Origin of the sequence: Pseudomonas solani (assembly GCF_026072635.1) — a bacterium.
Classification (GTDB): domain Bacteria; phylum Pseudomonadota; class Gammaproteobacteria; order Pseudomonadales; family Pseudomonadaceae; genus Metapseudomonas; species Metapseudomonas solani.
Map to the genome: position 1 here is coordinate 6,102,876 of NZ_AP023081.1, position 17,164 is coordinate 6,120,039.

13 protein-coding genes and 1 pseudogene are annotated in these 17,164 nt (G+C 64.4%); 5 read left to right on the forward strand and 9 right to left on the reverse strand.

What is annotated here, in order from left to right:
* Window positions 1-7: 7 nt before the first annotated feature.
* Together PSm6_RS27555 and PSm6_RS27560 are read right to left on the reverse strand one after the other, a co-directional pair.
* A complete protein-coding gene (locus tag PSm6_RS27555; RefSeq protein WP_021220181.1) occupies window positions 8-349 on the reverse strand; it encodes a DUF6794 domain-containing protein in 342 nt (113 codons plus the stop codon).
* Between the two features lie 1,179 nt (window positions 350-1,528).
* Complete coding sequence (locus PSm6_RS27560) at window positions 1,529-3,607, reverse strand: phosphocholine-specific phospholipase C (RefSeq protein ID WP_265168855.1); 2,079 nt, start codon at window positions 3,605-3,607, stop codon at window positions 1,529-1,531.
* 705 nt (window positions 3,608-4,312) lie between these two features.
* On the opposite strand from PSm6_RS27560, the gene PSm6_RS27565 reads away from it, so the two are divergent.
* Window positions 4,313-4,762 carry an anti-virulence regulator CigR family protein gene (locus tag PSm6_RS27565; RefSeq protein WP_265168857.1) on the forward strand — a complete coding sequence of 150 codons (450 nt, stop codon included), beginning with the start codon at window positions 4,313-4,315 and terminating at the stop codon, window positions 4,760-4,762.
* A gap of 421 nt (window positions 4,763-5,183) precedes the next feature.
* On the opposite strand, the gene PSm6_RS27570 is transcribed toward PSm6_RS27565, so the two are convergent.
* The 6 genes from PSm6_RS27570 to PSm6_RS27595 all read right to left on the reverse strand — a co-directional run bounded on the left by PSm6_RS27570 (window position 5,184) and on the right by PSm6_RS27595 (window position 9,766).
* The gene (locus PSm6_RS27570) at window positions 5,184-5,378 is read right to left on the reverse strand and encodes a DnaD domain-containing protein (protein ID WP_043245338.1); all 195 of its coding nucleotides are present in this window, start codon (window positions 5,376-5,378) and stop codon (window positions 5,184-5,186) included.
* A 294-nt stretch (window positions 5,379-5,672) separates the two neighbouring features.
* The gene (locus tag PSm6_RS27575) at window positions 5,673-6,068 is read right to left on the reverse strand and encodes a hypothetical protein (protein ID WP_043245336.1); all 396 of its coding nucleotides are present in this window, start codon (window positions 6,066-6,068) and stop codon (window positions 5,673-5,675) included.
* 116 nt (window positions 6,069-6,184) lie between these two features.
* The gene (locus PSm6_RS27580) at window positions 6,185-6,622 is read right to left on the reverse strand and encodes an HIT family protein (RefSeq protein ID WP_043245334.1); all 438 of its coding nucleotides are present in this window, start codon (window positions 6,620-6,622) and stop codon (window positions 6,185-6,187) included.
* Between the two features lie 129 nt (window positions 6,623-6,751).
* Complete coding sequence (locus PSm6_RS27585) at window positions 6,752-7,177, reverse strand: GNAT family N-acetyltransferase (protein ID WP_043245332.1); 426 nt, start codon at window positions 7,175-7,177, stop codon at window positions 6,752-6,754.
* A 116-nt stretch (window positions 7,178-7,293) separates the two neighbouring features.
* Window positions 7,294-8,901, reverse strand: coding sequence for a sensor domain-containing diguanylate cyclase (locus tag PSm6_RS27590; RefSeq protein WP_052351391.1), 1,608 nt, complete (start codon window positions 8,899-8,901; stop codon window positions 7,294-7,296).
* A 28-nt stretch (window positions 8,902-8,929) separates the two neighbouring features.
* A complete protein-coding gene (locus PSm6_RS27595; RefSeq protein ID WP_265168860.1) occupies window positions 8,930-9,766 on the reverse strand; it encodes a TIGR02285 family protein in 837 nt (278 codons plus the stop codon).
* 200 nt (window positions 9,767-9,966) lie between these two features.
* Here PSm6_RS27595 and PSm6_RS27600 point away from each other — a divergent pair, with 200 nt between their 5' ends.
* Window positions 9,967-10,710 (forward strand): class I SAM-dependent DNA methyltransferase, encoded by a 744-nt coding sequence (locus PSm6_RS27600; RefSeq protein WP_265168862.1) that lies wholly within the window; start codon window positions 9,967-9,969, stop codon window positions 10,708-10,710.
* A gap of 185 nt (window positions 10,711-10,895) precedes the next feature.
* Here the strand turns inward: PSm6_RS27600 and PSm6_RS27605 are convergent, their stop codons facing one another.
* Window positions 10,896-11,432 (reverse strand): hypothetical protein, encoded by a 537-nt coding sequence (locus tag PSm6_RS27605; RefSeq protein ID WP_031287997.1) that lies wholly within the window; start codon window positions 11,430-11,432, stop codon window positions 10,896-10,898.
* Window positions 11,433-12,335: 903 nt separating this feature from the next.
* On the opposite strand from PSm6_RS27605, the gene PSm6_RS27610 reads away from it, so the two are divergent.
* The 3 genes and pseudogenes from PSm6_RS27610 to PSm6_RS27620 form a co-directional block, all read left to right on the forward strand.
* Window positions 12,336-13,106, forward strand: coding sequence for an MCP four helix bundle domain-containing protein (locus PSm6_RS27610; RefSeq protein WP_265168864.1), 771 nt, complete (start codon window positions 12,336-12,338; stop codon window positions 13,104-13,106).
* Between the two features lie 38 nt (window positions 13,107-13,144).
* Entirely contained in the window at window positions 13,145-16,012 is a 2,868-nt protein-coding gene (locus PSm6_RS27615; RefSeq protein WP_265168866.1) for a hybrid sensor histidine kinase/response regulator, read from the forward strand.
* Between the two features lie 49 nt (window positions 16,013-16,061).
* Window positions 16,062-16,772: pseudogene (locus PSm6_RS27620) on the forward strand (response regulator); the annotation flags it as partial.
* Window positions 16,773-17,164 lie beyond the last annotated feature (392 nt).

A 17,164-nucleotide genomic window follows, 5' to 3' on the forward strand; every position in this document is an offset into this window, starting at 1 on the left:
TAGCGCGTCAGCTCTGTTGCTGCAAGGCAGACCAGACCGCCTCGATGATCACCATGGAGGCGTCATCCGGGTGGCAGCCTTCCCCGCAGGCGGACTCGATGAGCGTGCTGTTGCCTCTCCAGAGTCCGTAGTAGTTGCGGATGCCGGTGCCCCAGCCGTGGTGGTACATGATCAGGTCGTCTTTCTTGGTTTGACGAATAGTCGCCTTATCCTCGGGAGTCATGGACGCCAGGATGTCCGCTACCGTCGCTTGCACGGTAGTGGGCCATTTGTCCGGCCCCAGAACCTGCTCGTCCTCGGCGACTACCGGGGTGGAAAGAAAGAGGAAGAGCAGCAGTAGTCTTTTCATCAAGGGGCCAACTGAAGTAGTGGTAAACCTGCTTTTAGCTAAAAAGCATGCCGCCTTAGCTGCTCATTGCAAAAATAAAATCCGCAGTACGAACAGCGCCCAAAAATCACCTAAATTCCGCAGATGAAAACAACATGGTGAGGCTCAAACAAACAATTCCATTGGCTCATACACAACTTTCAACCCACCTCTAAAGACAGGCTTCCTACCCTGCTCTAGAAAATCGCCATCAACACTATATACATGAGGGAATGTGGCCGGACTATTAGAGGACCAGACTGTACACAAGCACTCCAAAACTCCTGAGCAGCCACCATGAGCAAATGAACTCATATAGCTATCAGGAACCGAGATTGAGATACAACCACACCTCAAACACTTTCCAGGGGCCTTTCTACGGGCTCTCCATTCTGCCCAGTTCGCCAACTTTTCCTCCACCTCTCGTATCGTCTCTGGCGCACTCTTGACTCTAATAGCCTCCTTAAGGCTTAAGCTGGATGGGTCTAGATCCAGTTCAACCAATGCGCGGCTCTCTGCCAAAACCCCTTCTAGATACTCCACTTCCTCATCATCCCTTTCCAGCACCTCAGCAACCGAAATATCGTTACAGGAGGTGCACCAGAAATGTCTCTGAGCCATCGGAACCCTATGAATTTCCGACAGTAAATACTCTCTCGGCAGGTATTTCATCTCGCGTGTGAACAAGCAGCAGGTGCACTTGTAGTTCAACAGCATCTTTTCTCTACCCTACCAAGAGGATTAGCAAGCAAAACCAGCAATGGAGCCAACCGAACATCAGGCACGGCCTGGGCCTCACTCAACAGTAGATGCCCAAGAAAATGCTCAATAGAGACTGTCTCACTGCAAGGCGAAAGGTCCACTGACGTCATATCAACCGGCGAAATCAACCCAGCAAAAACTTGCCTGTACTGATGTAGCGGTAACCGACTTCATCTACTGCTCTAGCAGTGGGAGTTTGTATGACGATATCTGGACATATAGGCGCGGAAAGATAGCACGACAAAACTGCCCTGAACGCTACAGAGCTGCGAACAACATCTCGCTATCGCCACTCGAGCCTGTCTGCAGGATGGCGCTCGACCTCGGAGCAAAGTCCGAGCCGGTTTCAAACACCCGCCCTCCCCGACCTGGCCCGCCAAAGCGGGCCAGGTCGCACCCTCAGAAGTCCAACGACCCCAGCCCCATGCCCGGGTCGCTGAAGCCCGTGCGGCCGTCTTCCATGCGCCCGCTGAAGCGGCGCAGGAAGCCTTCCACGCCTTGCGCGCGGACGCTGAAGTCGTACCAGTTGCAGCTGCTGCGCAGCGAGTAGCGCACTTCCCTGCGCTGGTCCGGCGGGACGGTGACGGTCTGGCTTTCGCCACGGAAGTAGACGTTGTCCTTGATCGTCAGCTTCAGCGGTTGGCGGCCACGGTTGATCAGTTGCACCTGCAGCCTGCCGAGCAGCGGCTGGTAGTCGATACGCACTTCCGGCAGCGGTGCCTTGCGGTCTGCAGCGTCGCGGCGCAGGTTGCCGCGGAACACGCGCAGGAAGCCGTTCGGGCCGTGCACTTCCAGGTGGTAGTCGCCGCTGGCGTTGCCCGGGAAGCTGTCGTGCAGGCGGCGGTGCGCGCCGACGGTGTAGCGCTTGGGCGCGCTGACGCTGTCCAGCAGGTTGAACACCTGGAACACCGCACCCGCCTTGCCGGTGTTGGCGAAGGTGAGGCTGAGGGCTTCCTCGCCTGCGCGGTAGCGGGCGTGCACGCCGAGTTCATAGGGCAGCGCGCGGGCGCGGCGGATGCCCATTTCCTGCACGGGCATGGCGGCCACGGCCGGCGGCTTGGGTTTCGGCAGCTTGATCTGGCTGGCGACGATGGCGTCGGCCTGGCCGGTGTCCGGCAGCCCCGGGAAGGCGCCGTCGTTGGGCTTGCTGAAGTCGAACGCCGAGGTCAGGTCGCCACACACGGCGCGGCGCCAGGGGCTGATGTTGGGTTCCATCACGCCGAAGCGCTGTTCGAGCAGGCGGATCACCGAGGTGTGGTCGAACACCTGGGAGTTGACCCAGCCGCCCTTGCTCCAGGGCGAGATCACGTACATGGGCACGCGCGGGCCGAGGCCGTAGGGCTGGTTGCGGTAGCGCGTGTCGCCCTTGGTGTGCCATTCGAGGGTGGCGTCGGCGGTGGTCTTGCCGTTCAGCGTGCCGTCGGCGTTGAGGCTGGGTGCGGCCGGCGGCGCCATGTGGTCGAAGAAGCCGTCGTTCTCGTCGAACATCACCAGCAGCGCGGTCTTGCTCCACACCTCGGGGTTGGCGGTGAGCGCGTCCAGCACCCAGGCGGTGTACTCGGCGCCCCAGATCGGGCTCGACGGGCCGGGGTGCTCGGAGTACTTGGCCGGCGCCACGATCCACGACACCTGCGGCAGGGTGTTGGCCAGCACGTCGCGCTTGAGGGCGTCGAGCTTCCAGGTGCTGAGGCCGTTGACGATCAGCGGTGAATCCGGTGCCGCCGCGCGGTACTGGCGGAAGCCGATCAGCGGGTTGTCGGAGAAGTTGTCCGCCATGTCCTGGTACACGCGCCAGCTGATGCCCGCAGCCTGCAGGCGCTCGGGGTAGGTGGTCCAGGTGTAGCCCTGCTCCACCGGGCCGTTGCTGTCGTGGTCGTTGGTGGTCACCGGGCCGCCGTGCTGACCGAGCGGGTCGTTGGTGCCGCTCCAGAGGAACAGGCGGTTGGGGTTGGTGCCGCCCTGGAAGGAGCAGTGATAGGCGTCGCAGATGGTGAAGGCGTTGGCCATCGCGAACTGGAAGGCGATGTCCTGTTCCTTGTAGTAGCCCAGGGAGCGCTCGGTCTTGGCCGGCAGCCACTTGTCCATGCGTCCTTCGTTCCAGGCCTGCTGGGCGTCGGGCCAGGTGTGCGGGGTGCCGTCCACACGCTGGGCGCTGGTGGTACTGGTGTCGAAGTGATACGGCAGGATCTCGCCCTTGCTGCCCTTCTGGTGCCACACGCGCTGGCCGTCGGGCAGCGGAATGGCCATGCGATCGCCGAAGCCACGCACGCCCTTGAGGGTGCCGAAGTAATGGTCGAAGGAGCGGTTTTCCTGCATCAGGATCACCACATGCTCGACGTCCTTGAGGTTGCCGTGCCGGCGGTGCGCGGGGATCGCCAGCGCCGCCTGGATGCTGGCCGGCAGCAGGCTGCTGGCAACGGTGGCGCCGACCGTGCCGGCCGCCAGCTGGATGAAGCTTCTTCTGCTTTTCGAAATCATCGAGGAACTCACCAGGTCGTATGAGTGGCATAAGGCTGCTGAGCGCTTCCATGACGCCCGGCAGCGAGATGTTCGAACCCAGGCGACGCTAGTGGTGGAAAAAGACGCTTTGGTTTCAACACGCTTTGCAACAACTCCTCATGCCAACGGAATCACACTTCTGATGCATGTTTTTGGTCTAGGCCAGCTTTTACTTGACAGCCCCGCCCGCAGACTCCTCCCCCGCTCTAGCCCGGGCCTCGGCACCCACCAACGCCCTGTAACCCGTATGCGCCGCCGCCTTCACCCATTCACCCGAGTGAGGCGGCCAAGTGCCACTGTGGTAGAGACCAATGGCACCACACAGGAGGTCTGCCTGCTGGCTGGCTGGTGGACGTACCGTCGGGTTGCACCCGACCTACAGGCCCCCTGTAGGGGCGACTTCATTCGCCAAGCAGCACGTAGGGTTGCCATAACCATGTGCCCGTCGGCTGCATCGTTTGGTGGATGAAAAGAGCGTCATCCACCCTACACATTGGTCAGCACCGTGGGTTGGGGCGACACCGTAGGATGGGTCGGGCGGCGCTCCGCGAGCGCAGCGAAACCCATCACTGCAAACGCCGGGTTGCACCCGACCTACGCGCTGCGATCCATAGCTGACCAAACGCGCGCCCACTACACTTGCAAGAGCCGGTTCGTTCAGCAGGTGCCCTCGGAGGTGATGTGATGTTCAAGCGTAATGCAGTGTTATCCGTGATTCTCGGCCTTGCCCTGGTCGGCTCGGCGCCGGCGCTGCTGGCCGATCCGGGCAACGGCAAAGGCAAACACGACAAGGGCGGCCAGCACGGCAACCAGGGCAACCAGGGCAACCAGGGACAGCATGGCCAGGACAACTGGCAGGGCAGCCCCTCGATCGACATCGGCGGCGTGCGGATCATCCTCAACGACAACCGCGGCTACTGGAGCCCCGGCCCCTCGCTGCCGCCCGGCATCCAGAAGAACCTGGCGCGGGGCAAGCCGCTGCCACCGGGCATCGCCAGGAAGCTCGACGGCCGCCTGCTGGGCCGCTTGCCCCATTACGAGGGTTATGAGTGGCAGCAAGCCGGCACCGACCTGCTGCTGGTGACCATCGCCACGGGCGTGATCTACGAAGTCCTGCATGACGTGCTGGACTGAACCCTAGGGCAGGTGAAACCCGCGAAAACCATGGGACTACGTGCCCGCCGATGGCCTCGCCTGGTGGATGAAAAGAGCGTCATCCACCCTACACATTGGTCAGCACCGTGGGTTGGATCGGCCCCGTAGGATGCGTCGGGCGGGGCTCCGCGAGCGCAGCGAAACCCATCACAGCAAATGCCGGGTTGCACACGCGCCCACCACAGCCCATGTAGGGGCGACTTCAGTCGCCAAGCAGCCCGCAGTGTTGCCATAACCATGTGCCCGTCGGCTGCATCGTTTGGTGGATGAAAAGAGCGCCATCCACCCTACACATCGGTCAGCACCGTGGGTTGGATCGACACCGTAGGATGGGTCGGGCGGCGCTCCGCGAGCGCAGCGAAACCCATCACAGCAAACCGGGTTGCACCCGACCTACCGGCTAAAGCGTGCCCAGGAACGCTGTGAGCGCATCCTCGGGCTGGCTCCCCTCGGCGGCCGCACCCAGCAGCCTGCCGGGCTGAAGCTCTGGGTTGGAGCGCACGAAGGCGATGAGCTGCTGCAGTTCAGCCTCGGTCAACGGACGCCCCAGGTAGGTTTCGGCGAATTGGATAATTGTGCTGAGCTGCTCGTCCATGAATCCGCTCCAAAGCAGGGATTGAAGCCAGCAATCTAGACGCGGATCCACAGACTCGCCAGCAGGATTTACTGGGCACAACCGAACCGGGTAGCCGGCATGGAGGCCCATGCGCGCTCGATTCGGTGACTGCAGAATGCTCGTGTTATGCGGGGTCGAGGATGAAAGCCGCGGATAGGGATAAAAACGAAAGTGGGGCCGTCGGCACGCAGGCAAGGCGACGCCTGCCCGCGTGCTTCCGATGCTGGGCACCTGCTTGCGTTCAGCAGCGGGCGCTCACCAGCGAAGGTCCGGTCAGATGAAGGCTTGACGGGCCTTGCCACGCGGCAGGCGATTGCGACCAGGCATCTGCGCCAGGCGCTGCTGCCATTCGGCGCGGGCCGATTTGACGGAAGCGGGTTGCGCCACTTCGGCAACGACGACAGTTGCGGGTTTTGCAGGCTTGGCAGGAATAGCGGAAGCAACGGAGGCTTGCGCAGCGACCGGCGCCGCAGCAGCCTTCTCGGCCTTGGCGGCGGCCCGCAGCTCGGCGAGGCTCGGGGTCTTGCGTGCGGGTTCTACGGCCTGTTTCTCGATGGAGCGGAGGCAAAGCTTGCAGGATACCTGGGCGGCATCAGCGCTGCTGTTCTGGCTCGTGGTGGCGCGGCCGCAGGCGGCGGTCTCTGGAGAGGAGGAGTAGTGAATTACCAACGTGTTGTCTCCTGATTTTGGGGCGCGGGATTCTACACGGGCATCCAGGCTGCATGAACCACAGATGACCAGCGGCCCCAATGGCGCAGTCGGCCCCTTCCCCTCCTCCGTTCGCCCTAGACAGACGCCTGCAGCAATTGTGCGATCTTTTTACGCAGCTCGCCATGCACGTTCTCGTCATAGGGCGGCGCGTTCTTCCAGTCGTAGAACCACACGGGCATGCGGCGCTTCTCTTCGGGCTCCGTGGGGTAGCGCGGGAACAGGTGGCAGTGCAGCTCCGGCTCGGAGTTGCCGAGAATCTCGTAGTTCATGCGCGCGGCGCCGGTGGCCTGCAGCACCGCATCGCCGATACGGGCCATGTCGAGCAGGTACTGGGCCCTGGCCTCGATATCCAGGTCGTTGAGGCTCGGCACCACCGGGTCGGGCAGCAGCAGGCAATAGCCGGTGAGGAACTGCACGTCCCCCATCACCGCCCAGCCGGATGGCATGCGGCAGATCACCTTGTCATTGGTGCCGTTGCGGGCCATTTCCACGCGCTGTGAAATCAGGGACATCGGTCGTCCTTACTGCTGATGGGGTCGGCGGTGCATGGGCGCAGGCCTGCGCACCGGGGGCTGGAGTTAACCACTGGCAACGGCCAGCAGGGAACCCCCGCACCGCTCAAGCACGGGCATTAGCGCGAATCAAACGAGGCGCTTCTGGAAGTAGAAGCGCGTGTGCCCCGGCGGGAAATCGGCGATCTCGCCGAACGCGGTATAGCCGTGCTTCTGGTAGAAGTCCGGCGCCTGGAAATCGAAGGTGTCCAGCCAGATGCCGACGCAGCCCTTCTCGCGGGCGGCCTCTTCGGCCATGACCATCAGCCGCGACCCCGTACCCTGCCCCTGGGCCTGTTCGGGGATGGCCAGCAGCTCGATGTACAGCCAGCCATAGAAGATCTCGCCGTAGAGCCCGCCGATGACCTCATCGCTGTGCTCGTCACGCACCAGCAGGGCCAGGGTGGCGCGCTGCGGATCCCCGGCGCTGGCCGTGTTATGGGCCCGGAGCGGCCTGAGGATGGCCGCGCGGTCTTCCTCGCTGGGGGTTGCCGTGATGTCGATGCGGGGGCTCATGGGCTAGTCCTTTAGAGGCTATTCATGGGGTTGCGAGCGGCTCTTCCACGAGCCGCGGCGGGCCACTATGTCGGGCCGTGCGTTGGCGCGCAATGGTCCCGTATCGCTGCGCCTCTCTACGCCGCCTCTGCCGGCATAAGCTGGCAGACCACCCGGTTGCGCCCCTCCTCCTTCGCCCTGTAGAGCATGGCGTCGGCCGTCGCGAGCAGGTCCCCCGGTTCGCAGCGGTCGGTGCCACTGACGCTGACCGCACCGATGCTCACCGAAACCACCGTGCTGGCCTGGGAGTGGCCGTGGGGAATGGCCAGGGCCACCACCGCCTGGCGCAACTGCTCCAGCAGGGGCGCGGGGTCTTCGCAGGCCGGCAGCAGGATCGCGAACTCCTCGCCGCCATAACGCGCCGCCAGGTCATAGGGGCGGCGCATGGCGCTCTGCAGCACATCCGCCACCGAGCACAAGGCCGTGTCGCCGGCCGCATGCCCGTAGTGGTCGTTGAACGGCTTGAAGAAGTCGACATCCAGCAGTGCGACGCTCAAGGGGCTCCTGTCCCTGCTGGCCTTGCGGCAGGCCACCCGCAGCGCTTCGTCGAGGGTGCGCCGATTGGCGATGCCGGTCAGGCCGTCGAGCCGGGCCAGCCGCTCCAGGGCCTGCTCGGCGTCACGCCGCACCGTGATGTCGTGCAGCGTCAGCACCGCGCCCTGCTCGGGATCGTCCACATCCAGCAGCTTGAACTGCAGGGTGAACCAGCGGGTGCGCCCATCCTTGCGCAGCAGCTCGCAATCGCCGACGTAGGTGCCGCCGCGCAGCAGCACCGGCATGAAGAAGGACGCCTCCTGCTCGAAGGCCTTGTCGCTGGTGAAGATCACCCGCGTCGACTTGCCCGTCAGCTCACGGGGGCCGTAGCCGAACATCTGCTCGAAGCTGGCGTTGCAACGCAGGATCACGCGCTGGCGGATGAAGGCGATACCGGTGAGGGAGTTGTCGAAGATCGCCTGCTGCTCCAGCAGCGCCTGGTCCAGGTGCAGGGTGCGGCGCGCCACCTCGTCTTCCAAGGCCTCACGCAGGGCGATTTCCTGGCGCTGGTACGCATCCAGCCGCGTCTGCGCATCCTCCAGGGTGCCGGCCAGCACGCTGAGCTCGTCGTTCGCGCGCCGGTCTTCCTCCGTCACCAGCGGCAGCAGGCCCGCCGTCCCTGGGCTGAAGCCACTCAACAAGGTGCTGAGGCGGGTCAGCCGGCGCGTCACCAGCCAGTGGAACAGCCACAGCAATGCGATGGAGAACACGAACGCCTTCACCCCCTGGGTGAGGACGACGATCAGCCCGCGATCCAGGGTCCGCTGGTAGACCAGGGCCAGGTTGGGCAGCACCCGTAGTTGGCCGACTACCACTGTGCGTGGGCCCAGGTCGTACTCCAGGGGGAACGCCTTCACGCCCTCCTTGCCGTCGAGGCTTTCGCCAATGGCCAGGCGCTGCTCATCGGTGCGCCCGTAGCGCAGCTCTGCGGCAGCCACCCAGGGCGAGCCCACCAGCCCCTTGAGCTGCGCCTCCACCAGGGGGCGGTCGAAGTTCCAGGCGGCCGCCGCGAGCCCTTGCAGATGGCTGTCGCGGACGAAGTTCAGGTGCTCTTCGAGGTCCGCCAGGTCACGTCGATAGTCGAGATACAGCTGCACGGACGTCGCCAGTACCGCGTTGATTGCACTGATCAGCAGCACCCAGGCCAGCATCCGCCTCGCCAGGGGGCGAACCGGTGTTTCAGGGTTGCGCGAAAGGCTTGTGTTCAACGAGAGCTTGCTCATAACTCTGGCGCTCTTCTAGGGGGAGATAGTCGATCAACATGTCTATCCAGGGGGGGCGTGGCCCGGCCTTGACCAGCTGCGCATCGATGTCGCGGATCACCCGCTCGCCCCACTCGCTGCGCACGCAGGCGATGTAGCCAAGCGTGTAGGGCGGGTCACCCGCCACCGCCAGCTGCCGCAGCGCGGTACCGGCCATTTCCGGGTGCTGCCGCTGGTACCAGCCCACCTCCAGCGGGTAGGCGAACAGGTAGTCGATCCAGCCAGCCGGCAACTGCTGCAGCGGCGCCCCGAAGTTGACGCCGGCCTTGAGCAACTGCGGCGGGTAGCCCACCTCGCGCAGCGCGGCGTTGATCTTCGGGGAATACCCACGCCGCTCGCTGACGGCGGTAACCAGCTGGGTATCGGCGAGCAACCGGCGCACATCCACCCGCCCCGCGCCATCGACGTAAGGGGCCACCTGGGGGATGCGGTCCTCGCGGACCAGCACTTTCTGGGCCGACAGGAAGAACACCGGACGGCTAAACAGCATGGCCTTCTCGCGCCCGGGCAACTTGAGCGTGGTGGAGTGGCACACCGGCTCGCCACGCTCCATCAGCGCATAGGCACGCGCGAAGCTGGCTTCCTCGAATTCATGGTGGTATTGCGGCATGTGCTGCTGCAGGTAGCGCAGCATGTCGGCGGCGATGCCCGGGCCGGGCATCTGCGGCCCCACCTCGGTAAATGGAGGGAAATCGTTGATCAACCAGCGCAGGCGCTCCCCATCGGCATTGGCGGCGCTTACGGCGAACAACAAGCAGCAACCCAGGATTCGAGCCAGCACGACCACAACCCTCTCCAAGGAGGTGTTGTTCCAGTAAAGCAAAGCGAAGCGGCTTGCGCGAACCGGGGCCCCAAAGCCTTAGCGCCTGACGCTGCGACGCGTCCGGTTTTCGCCAGACCCTGGCCGCAGCTGGGTTAACATGCCGCGCCGAAAATCCCACGCCCTGGCTGCTTATGTCCTCCAACGCGCTGTACACCGACCTGTCCTCCTACTACGACCTGATGTGCGCCGACATCGACTACCAGGCGCAAAGCCACTGCGTGCGCCGCCTGCACCAACTGTTCGGCACCCCGGGGCGTCGTCACCTGGACCTGGCCTGTGGCACCGGCCCGCATGTGCGTCACTTCCTCGATTTCGGATATCGCAGCGCCGGCTTGGACATCAACCAACCCATGCTCGACCTCGCCCAGCAGCGCTGCCCGGACGCGCAGTTCAGCTGCCAGGACATGGCCAGCTTCCGCGTCGACGAGCCCCAGGACCTGATCACCTGCTTCCTCTACTCCATCCACTACAACCCCGGGCTGGAGCAGCTGCGCGCCTGCCTGGCCAGCGTCCACGCCGCGCTGGCGGAGGGCGGCGTGTTCTGCTTCAACACGGTGGACAAGGGGCAGATCGACAACCGCTCCTTCGTGCGCCACAGCGCGGAGCACGACGGCAGCCGGTTCAGCTTCGGCTCCGGCTGGTACTACAGCGGCGAAGGCGAGCGCCAGGCACTGCGCCTGAGCATCGAGAAAACCACCGCCGGCATCACCCAGAGCTGGCAGGACGAACACCCCATGGTCGCCCTGACCTTCGCCGAGCTGCAGCAGTTGTTGCAGCCGCACTTCGAGGTGCAGGTGTTCGAGCACGACTACGAGCGGATCACCCCCTGGGCTGGCACCTCCGGCAATGCCCTGTTCGTCTGCGTGAAGCGCTGAGCGTCACCGCCGCTACGGAAGCAGGCCTGAGGCTCAGGCGGTCTGGTCGAGCAATACCGGCGGGGTAAATGGACCGTAGATTGCCCGCCGCGCCGGGCTCAAGACTGAGGAAGGCGCGGCTGCAGTGACTATTCCGGTACACCAACGCCCGCCTCCAGCAGAGGCAGGCATTCATGCGCAGCGGCTTACTTCACGCTGTACTCGCGACCCCACAGGCGCACGGCCTTGGGCCCTTCCACCGGGCCCTGGAACACGAACCGCTGCCGTACGCCGGTTTTCGGCGGCACGGTGACTTCCTCGGGGTTTTCCATGGGCACCAGGTTGCTGGAGTAGTCATCCTGATCGATGGCCAGCAAAGCGCCGTTGTGCAGCAGGTTGATCAGGCGCACGGGCTTTTCGGTGAGGTTCTTGAAGCCCAGCAAGGCGCCGAAGTTCTCGTCGGTGGTATCGACCTTGAGCAGCTTGACCTCGACCTTGCCTTCCAACTGGTCGAGCTGGGAGATGACGATGGCACCGTCCGCGCCCTGGGCGGATTCGCGGCCTTCGGTGATGCCCTGAGAGGCGCCACCCAGCAGGTTCTTGCCAGCGGAGATGGCGGTGGAAACGGCAGCCTTGGCCGACTCCTTCAGGGTGCTGGCGTCTTCCGCCGGCTCTTCGGCCCACACCGTGGTCGCGCCCAGCAGCAGCGCCAATGCCACGCCAATCCTTGAACTGTTGCCCATGCTCGTTGCTCCTTTGTCTGCGCCGTACGGCCGCGGATTCCTGGGCAGCTTTTTAGCATAGGCGCCGTCCGAAAACAGCCGAGCATGCAGCGCTTTTGGCGTTGGGCCTCGCTGCGCTCGACACCAACCTACGACGCTGCCCTCTACCACGTGCTGACCGATGGGTAGGGTGGATGGCGCTCTTTTCATCCACCAGGCGGCGCCATCTGGGAGCACGGTGCCGGAGCAGCCCTGCGGCCTGCTTGGCGACTGAAGTCGCCCCTACATAGGCCACGAGCCAGCCTGTAGGTCGGGTGCAACCCGACGTTCTTGCGATGATGGGTTTCGCTGCGCTCTACGCCATCCTACGGTGCCGCTCCAATCCACGGTGCTGACCGACGTGTAGGGTGGATGGCGCTCTTTTCATCCACCAGGCGGCGCCATCTGGGAGCACGGTGCCGGGGCAGCCCTGCGGCCTGCTTGGCGACTGAAGTCGCCCCGACAGGTCGAGGCAACGTGTTAGGCCAATAATCCCTCAACACGGTTACTTCGATCGGCAATAACCAGGCACCCTTTAATCTCGTTATTTTCACACTTCTTTCACATCAGCCCTACACTTTCACCACAACTTCCGATGAATTAAATACCCTTTAAACAAACTTCCACCAAAGGCGAATACCACTCGTCGCTTCGCTGAAGACTCGCCCACTGCGCCTGACTATAAACAGCACAGGCATATTGATATCACTGCCGACATCCAACTGAGAAAATGGACTTATTTGATACAGATTCGCCTCTGCACGAATAAATGCGAAGGGCCGTTCACGGCATTAAAACGGGGCCAGGCCCACACTTCAGTTAGCACCCGGCAGGCATGCAAGATCGTAACGCCAATTAGTGGCAGTCAGGACCGGGAGAGTCGTCATGTCCATCCGCAATCTGCGTGTCGCCACCCGCATCAACGTGGGTTTCGCCGCTCTGGTAATGCTGCTGGTGGCCATGGGCGCTGGGTCGCTGCGGCAGATGCAGGGCATGCACGGCAGTTCAGGGGAGGTCGAGGGAAACTGGCTTCCCAGCATCATCGCCATCAGCCACCTCGACCAGGCCACCTGGCAGATACGCGCTTCGACACTTCGGGCGCTGGCGTCCTTCGACACCACTACGGCGGCAGAACTGGACAATGAAAAGTCCGAACTTGCACGCGCCGGCGACACCTATCGAGGTTATATATCCAGCCCCGAAGAGCAGCCCCTGCACAACAGGTTCGACGCGGACCTGAGAAACTACCTCAGCATTCAAAACCCAATCATCGAGCACCTGTCCGCCAACCAACTTGCCGACGCCGAACAACTCATCAACCAGAAGTTGAATGAACAAGGCCACTTAATGAACACGGACTTGGCCGCGCTGACGAAGTTGAATGAGGACGGCGCCAAAAATGCGGCACCGGCCAGTTCATCCGCTTACCAGCGGGCCAATCTACTGGTGGGCTTCATCCTCGCCGGCGCGGTGCTGATGGCGCTGGTGCTGTCCCGCAGCATCGTCCGCCCCCTGTCCCGGGCCGTGCAGGTCGCCAGTGCGGCGGAACAGCAGGCGGCCGTCGCCCGGGAAGTCGACCGCAGCCTGGTGAACATGCGTGACGTGTCGCGCCTGGCGGTGGAGCTCAATGCCGTGGTCACCTCGTTCCGGCTCTAGACAAGGACAGCCGCAAGGCGATGCAAGAGGATACGGATATGTCGGAACTCCACAACAAGATCGGGCTGCGCCGATGGCTCTGGCGGGCCTACGTGCAGAGCGCACTGTTGCCCCTGGTGCTGGTGGAGACCGTGCTGATCGCCTGCTACCTGCTCAGCAACCAGGCCATCCGCGACGCCCAGGTGCAGTACCTGGAACAGAACGCGATGGACAGCCTCAGCGCCACGGCGGACCAGAACGCCCAGATCATCCAGGACCACATGGGCCATGTGGCCGCCAACACCGACCTCTTCGCCCACATGGTCGAGCAGGCCCTGGCCAACCCCGCCCACACGCCGCCGGAGCGCTTCGCCACCACCGCCGATGGCGCGCGCTACAGCCCGCGCAACCTCGGCGGCGCGGCCTCCTTCTACTCCGCCGCCACGCCCCTGGAGAAGCAGGACCTGGGCAAGGTCGGCAGCCTGGCGTCGCTCGATTCGCTCATGGAGGAGATGAAGAACCACCAGCCCCTGGTGGCCAGCCTCTACTTCAACAGCTGGGACAACTACAACCGCATCTTCCCCTGGTTCGAGACGCAGAAGCAGTATCCCCACGACATGCGCATCCCCGAGTACAGCTTCTACTACCTGGCGGATGCGGCGCATAACCCGGGGCGCCTGCAACGCTGGACCGACGTCTACCTCGACCCGGCCGGCCAGGGCTGGATGACCTCCTCCATCTCCCCGGTGTACCGCGGCGACTTCCTCGAAGGCGTGGTGGGCATGGACGTCACGGTGGGCGGCATTCTCGAGGAGATATCCCGGCTCCACATCGGCTGGGGCGGCTACCTGATCCTGGTGAACCAGGAAATGAACATCATGGCCCTCCCCCACGCCGCCGAGCACGACTTCGACCTGCAGGAGCTGACTGGCCACGACACTCAGGAAGCCGTGAAAAGCGAGCGCTTCAAGCCGGCCGGCTTCAACCTGGGCATGCGCCCGGATACGGCCGACCTGGCCAAGACGCTGGCCAAGGCGCCGAACGGCCGCGCCGAGATCGACCTGAAGGGGCGCACGCACCTGGTGGCCTGGAACGAGATCCAGCCCTCGGGGTGGCGCCTGGTGGCCCTGGCGGACAAAAGCGAGGTGATGGCCGCCACCAACAACCTCGCCGGGCACTACCGACATATCGGCTACCTGCTGATCGCCGGGCTGGTCGGCTTCTACCTGTGCTTCTTCACCTACATGTGGCTGCGCGCCCGCCACCTGAGCGACCGGCTGCGTGACACCATCGATGGCATCGCCGACATGCTGCGGCAGATCGGCCTCGGCCAGTGGCAGCCGAGACGCGCCGAATCCCGCATTCTCGAGCTGGACCGGATGGCCGAATCGGTGCTGGTGATGGGGCAACAGCTGGGCATCAGCGAAAACCAGCGCAACGCCGCACAGCAACGCCTGGAGCTGGTCGCCGAAAGCGTCACCGCCGGGCTCTGGGAGTACGACCTGGAACAGGACCGCCTGCACCTCCGGGGAGAGTTCGTTGCGCGCTTCAACCTGCCCGGCTGCGAACTCCTGCGCCACCGGCTGCACCCCCACATCCACCCCGATGATGCGCCGCGCCTGGACTCGGCCCTGAACGCCCTGCGCCTGGGCGTCATCAGCCGCATCGACCTGGAGCTGCGCTTCCTCGCCCCCGACGGCTCGGAGGTGTGGATGCTGTGCCGCGGGCGCAAGCTCGAACTCGAAGGCGAGGCCACCCACACGTTGGTGGCCGGCACCTTCGTCGACATCGAAAAGCTCAAGCAGGTGGAGGAAGACCTGCTCCAGCGCACCCGCGAGGCGCAGGCGGCCAGCCAGGCCAAGTCGCGTTTCATCTCCAGCATCAGCCACGAGCTGCGCACACCGCTGAACGCCATCCACGGCTTCGCCCAGTTGATGCACATGCAGGCGACCCAGACGGGCGCAGACACCCAGTCGCTGGACGAAATACTCCTGGCCAGCGGTCATCTCTCCCAACTGGTGGACGACCTGCTCGACTGGTCCAGCCTCCAGGCCGAGGCACCCAAGCTGACCCTGCGCCCGGTGAATGCCGGGCGGATGATGCACGAGTGCGCGGAGATGGTGCGCGGGCAGGCCGAGACCGTCGGCCTGGAGCTGCAGGTGCGGCTGCCCGAGGCCCCCACGCACGTGATGGCGGACAGCAGGCGCCTGCGCCAGGTGCTGATCAACCTGCTGTCGAACGCCATCAAGTACAACCGCCCCGGCGGGCGCCTGCTGCTGGGCGTCGAGCCTTGCGATGAGCACCTGCGCATCTATGTGGAGGACGGCGGCGAGGGGGTCGATCCGGCCCTGCAGGGGGAGCTGTTCGAACCCTTCCAGCGCCTGGGCAAGGAAAACACCGCGATCAAGGGAACGGGCATCGGCCTCTCGCTGTGCCGCGAGCTCGCGGAACTGATGCAGGGTCGCATGGGCCTGCACAGCGAACTCGGCGTGGGCAGCCGCTTCTGGATCGAGCTGCCCCTCGCGAATACGCCCTCCAGCGTCGGCCGCGTGGAGCGCTCGGGGCGACCGAGGGTCATCCACCTGGATGACGACGAGCCCAGCCGACGGAGGGTCGCCAGGGCCCTGGCCGGCGTCGCCGATGTCGCCTCGCTGGACCACGGCGGGCAACTGGCCGAGGCGCTGCAGCAAGGCCTGCCGGACATGCTCCTCGTGGACCTCGGCGTGGATGGTGCCTCCGCGATCAGCCAGCTCAACGGCATCGAAGGCGGGGCCGATGTGCCCGTCGTCATGCTCACCGCAAAACCCGACCCTTCGTGGTTGAGCTTCTATGCTTTCAGAGCCGTGCTGTTGAAACCGATAGACGTCGAGGAACTGCGCGAACTGGCGAGTTCGCTGCTGGTCAAGGAGGAGCCTCATGTTCACTAGCATCCCCAAGGAAACCCGCATCGTCATCATCGACGACATCACCGCCAACATGCGCCTGCTGGAATCCAGTACCCGGGCCTTCGGGCTGCATCACGTCCAGGGCTTCAGCGACTCGGCCAAAGGCCTGGAATGGCTGATCCACAACCCCTGGGACCTGCTGATACTCGACCTGGACATGCCCGCCCCGGACGGCTTCGAGATCCTCCGGCGCCTCGGCGGCAGGAACCGCTCGCGCCAGCCCGTCATCATCCTCACCGCGCTCGGCGACCCGGAGAGCCGGCGCCGCGGCTTCGAACTGGGCGCCAACGACTACCTGACCAAACCGGTGGACCTGCCCGAGCTGCTGCTGCGCATCCGCAACTGCCTGCAGCTCGCCTACGCCACGGAGCACCTGGAGAACATGAACCAGGACCTCGAAGCCAAGGTGCGCACCCGCACCGCGCAGTTGAAGGAAAGCTACCGCGCCGGCATCCGCGCGCTGAGCCGCGCGGCCTGCTACCGCGACAACGACACCGGCGACCACATCCTGCGCATCGGCGAATTCGCCGCCCTGCTGGCCGCCACCATCGGCATGCCCGAAAGCTGGTGCGAGACGCTGCGCCTGGCTGCCCCGATGCACGACCTGGGCAAGATCGGAATCGCCGACAGCATCCTGCTCAAGGAGGGGCCGCTGACGCTGGAGGAGCGCACCGCCATGATGGAGCACCCGCGCATCGGCTATTCGATCCTGCATGAGGAAGGCGGCACCGAGCTCATCGACATGGCCGCGGAGATCGCCTACTGCCACCACGAGAAATGGGACGGCAGCGGCTACCCCGGGGCCTCGCCGGCGATGCCATCCCCCTCGCCGCCCGCATCGTCGCGCTTTGCGACGTCTACGACGCCCTGCGCATGGACCGGCCCTACAAGCGCGCCTGGAGCCCCGAACGCGCCCAGGCGCACGTCCTCGAGCAATCGGGGCGGCACTTCGACCCGCAGCTGGTCGAGGCGCTGCAGACCCGCTTCGCCGACATCGAAGCCCTGCTGGAAGACCGCGACGAAGCCCTGCACGCCCACATCGTTTGAGCGGCTGCGCATAACGGCTGAAGGCAACCCCCAGAACGTTTGGGCCGGCTTCAGACTCCATTCAGATTCGCTGCGGATACTGCCCCC

Coding starts and splice junctions, on each gene's coding strand:
- PSm6_RS27570 (WP_043245338.1), bottom strand. CDS start 5,378: ATGGACGAGCAGCTCAGCACAATTATCCAATTCGCCGAAACCTACCTG.
- PSm6_RS27610 (WP_265168864.1), top strand. CDS start 12,336: ATGTCCATCCGCAATCTGCGTGTCGCCACCCGCATCAACGTGGGTTTC.
- PSm6_RS27580 (WP_043245334.1), bottom strand. CDS start 6,622: ATGTCCCTGATTTCACAGCGCGTGGAAATGGCCCGCAACGGCACCAAT.
- PSm6_RS27605 (WP_031287997.1), bottom strand. CDS start 11,432: ATGGGCAACAGTTCAAGGATTGGCGTGGCATTGGCGCTGCTGCTGGGC.
- PSm6_RS27560 (WP_265168855.1), bottom strand. CDS start 3,607: ATGATTTCGAAAAGCAGAAGAAGCTTCATCCAGCTGGCGGCCGGCACG.
- PSm6_RS27615 (WP_265168866.1), top strand. CDS start 13,145: ATGTCGGAACTCCACAACAAGATCGGGCTGCGCCGATGGCTCTGGCGG.
- PSm6_RS27600 (WP_265168862.1), top strand. CDS start 9,967: ATGTCCTCCAACGCGCTGTACACCGACCTGTCCTCCTACTACGACCTG.
- PSm6_RS27590 (WP_052351391.1), bottom strand. CDS start 8,901: ATGCTGGCCTGGGTGCTGCTGATCAGTGCAATCAACGCGGTACTGGCG.
- PSm6_RS27565 (WP_265168857.1), top strand. CDS start 4,313: ATGTTCAAGCGTAATGCAGTGTTATCCGTGATTCTCGGCCTTGCCCTG.
- PSm6_RS27555 (WP_021220181.1), bottom strand. CDS start 349: ATGAAAAGACTACTGCTGCTCTTCCTCTTTCTTTCCACCCCGGTAGTC.
- PSm6_RS27585 (WP_043245332.1), bottom strand. CDS start 7,177: ATGAGCCCCCGCATCGACATCACGGCAACCCCCAGCGAGGAAGACCGC.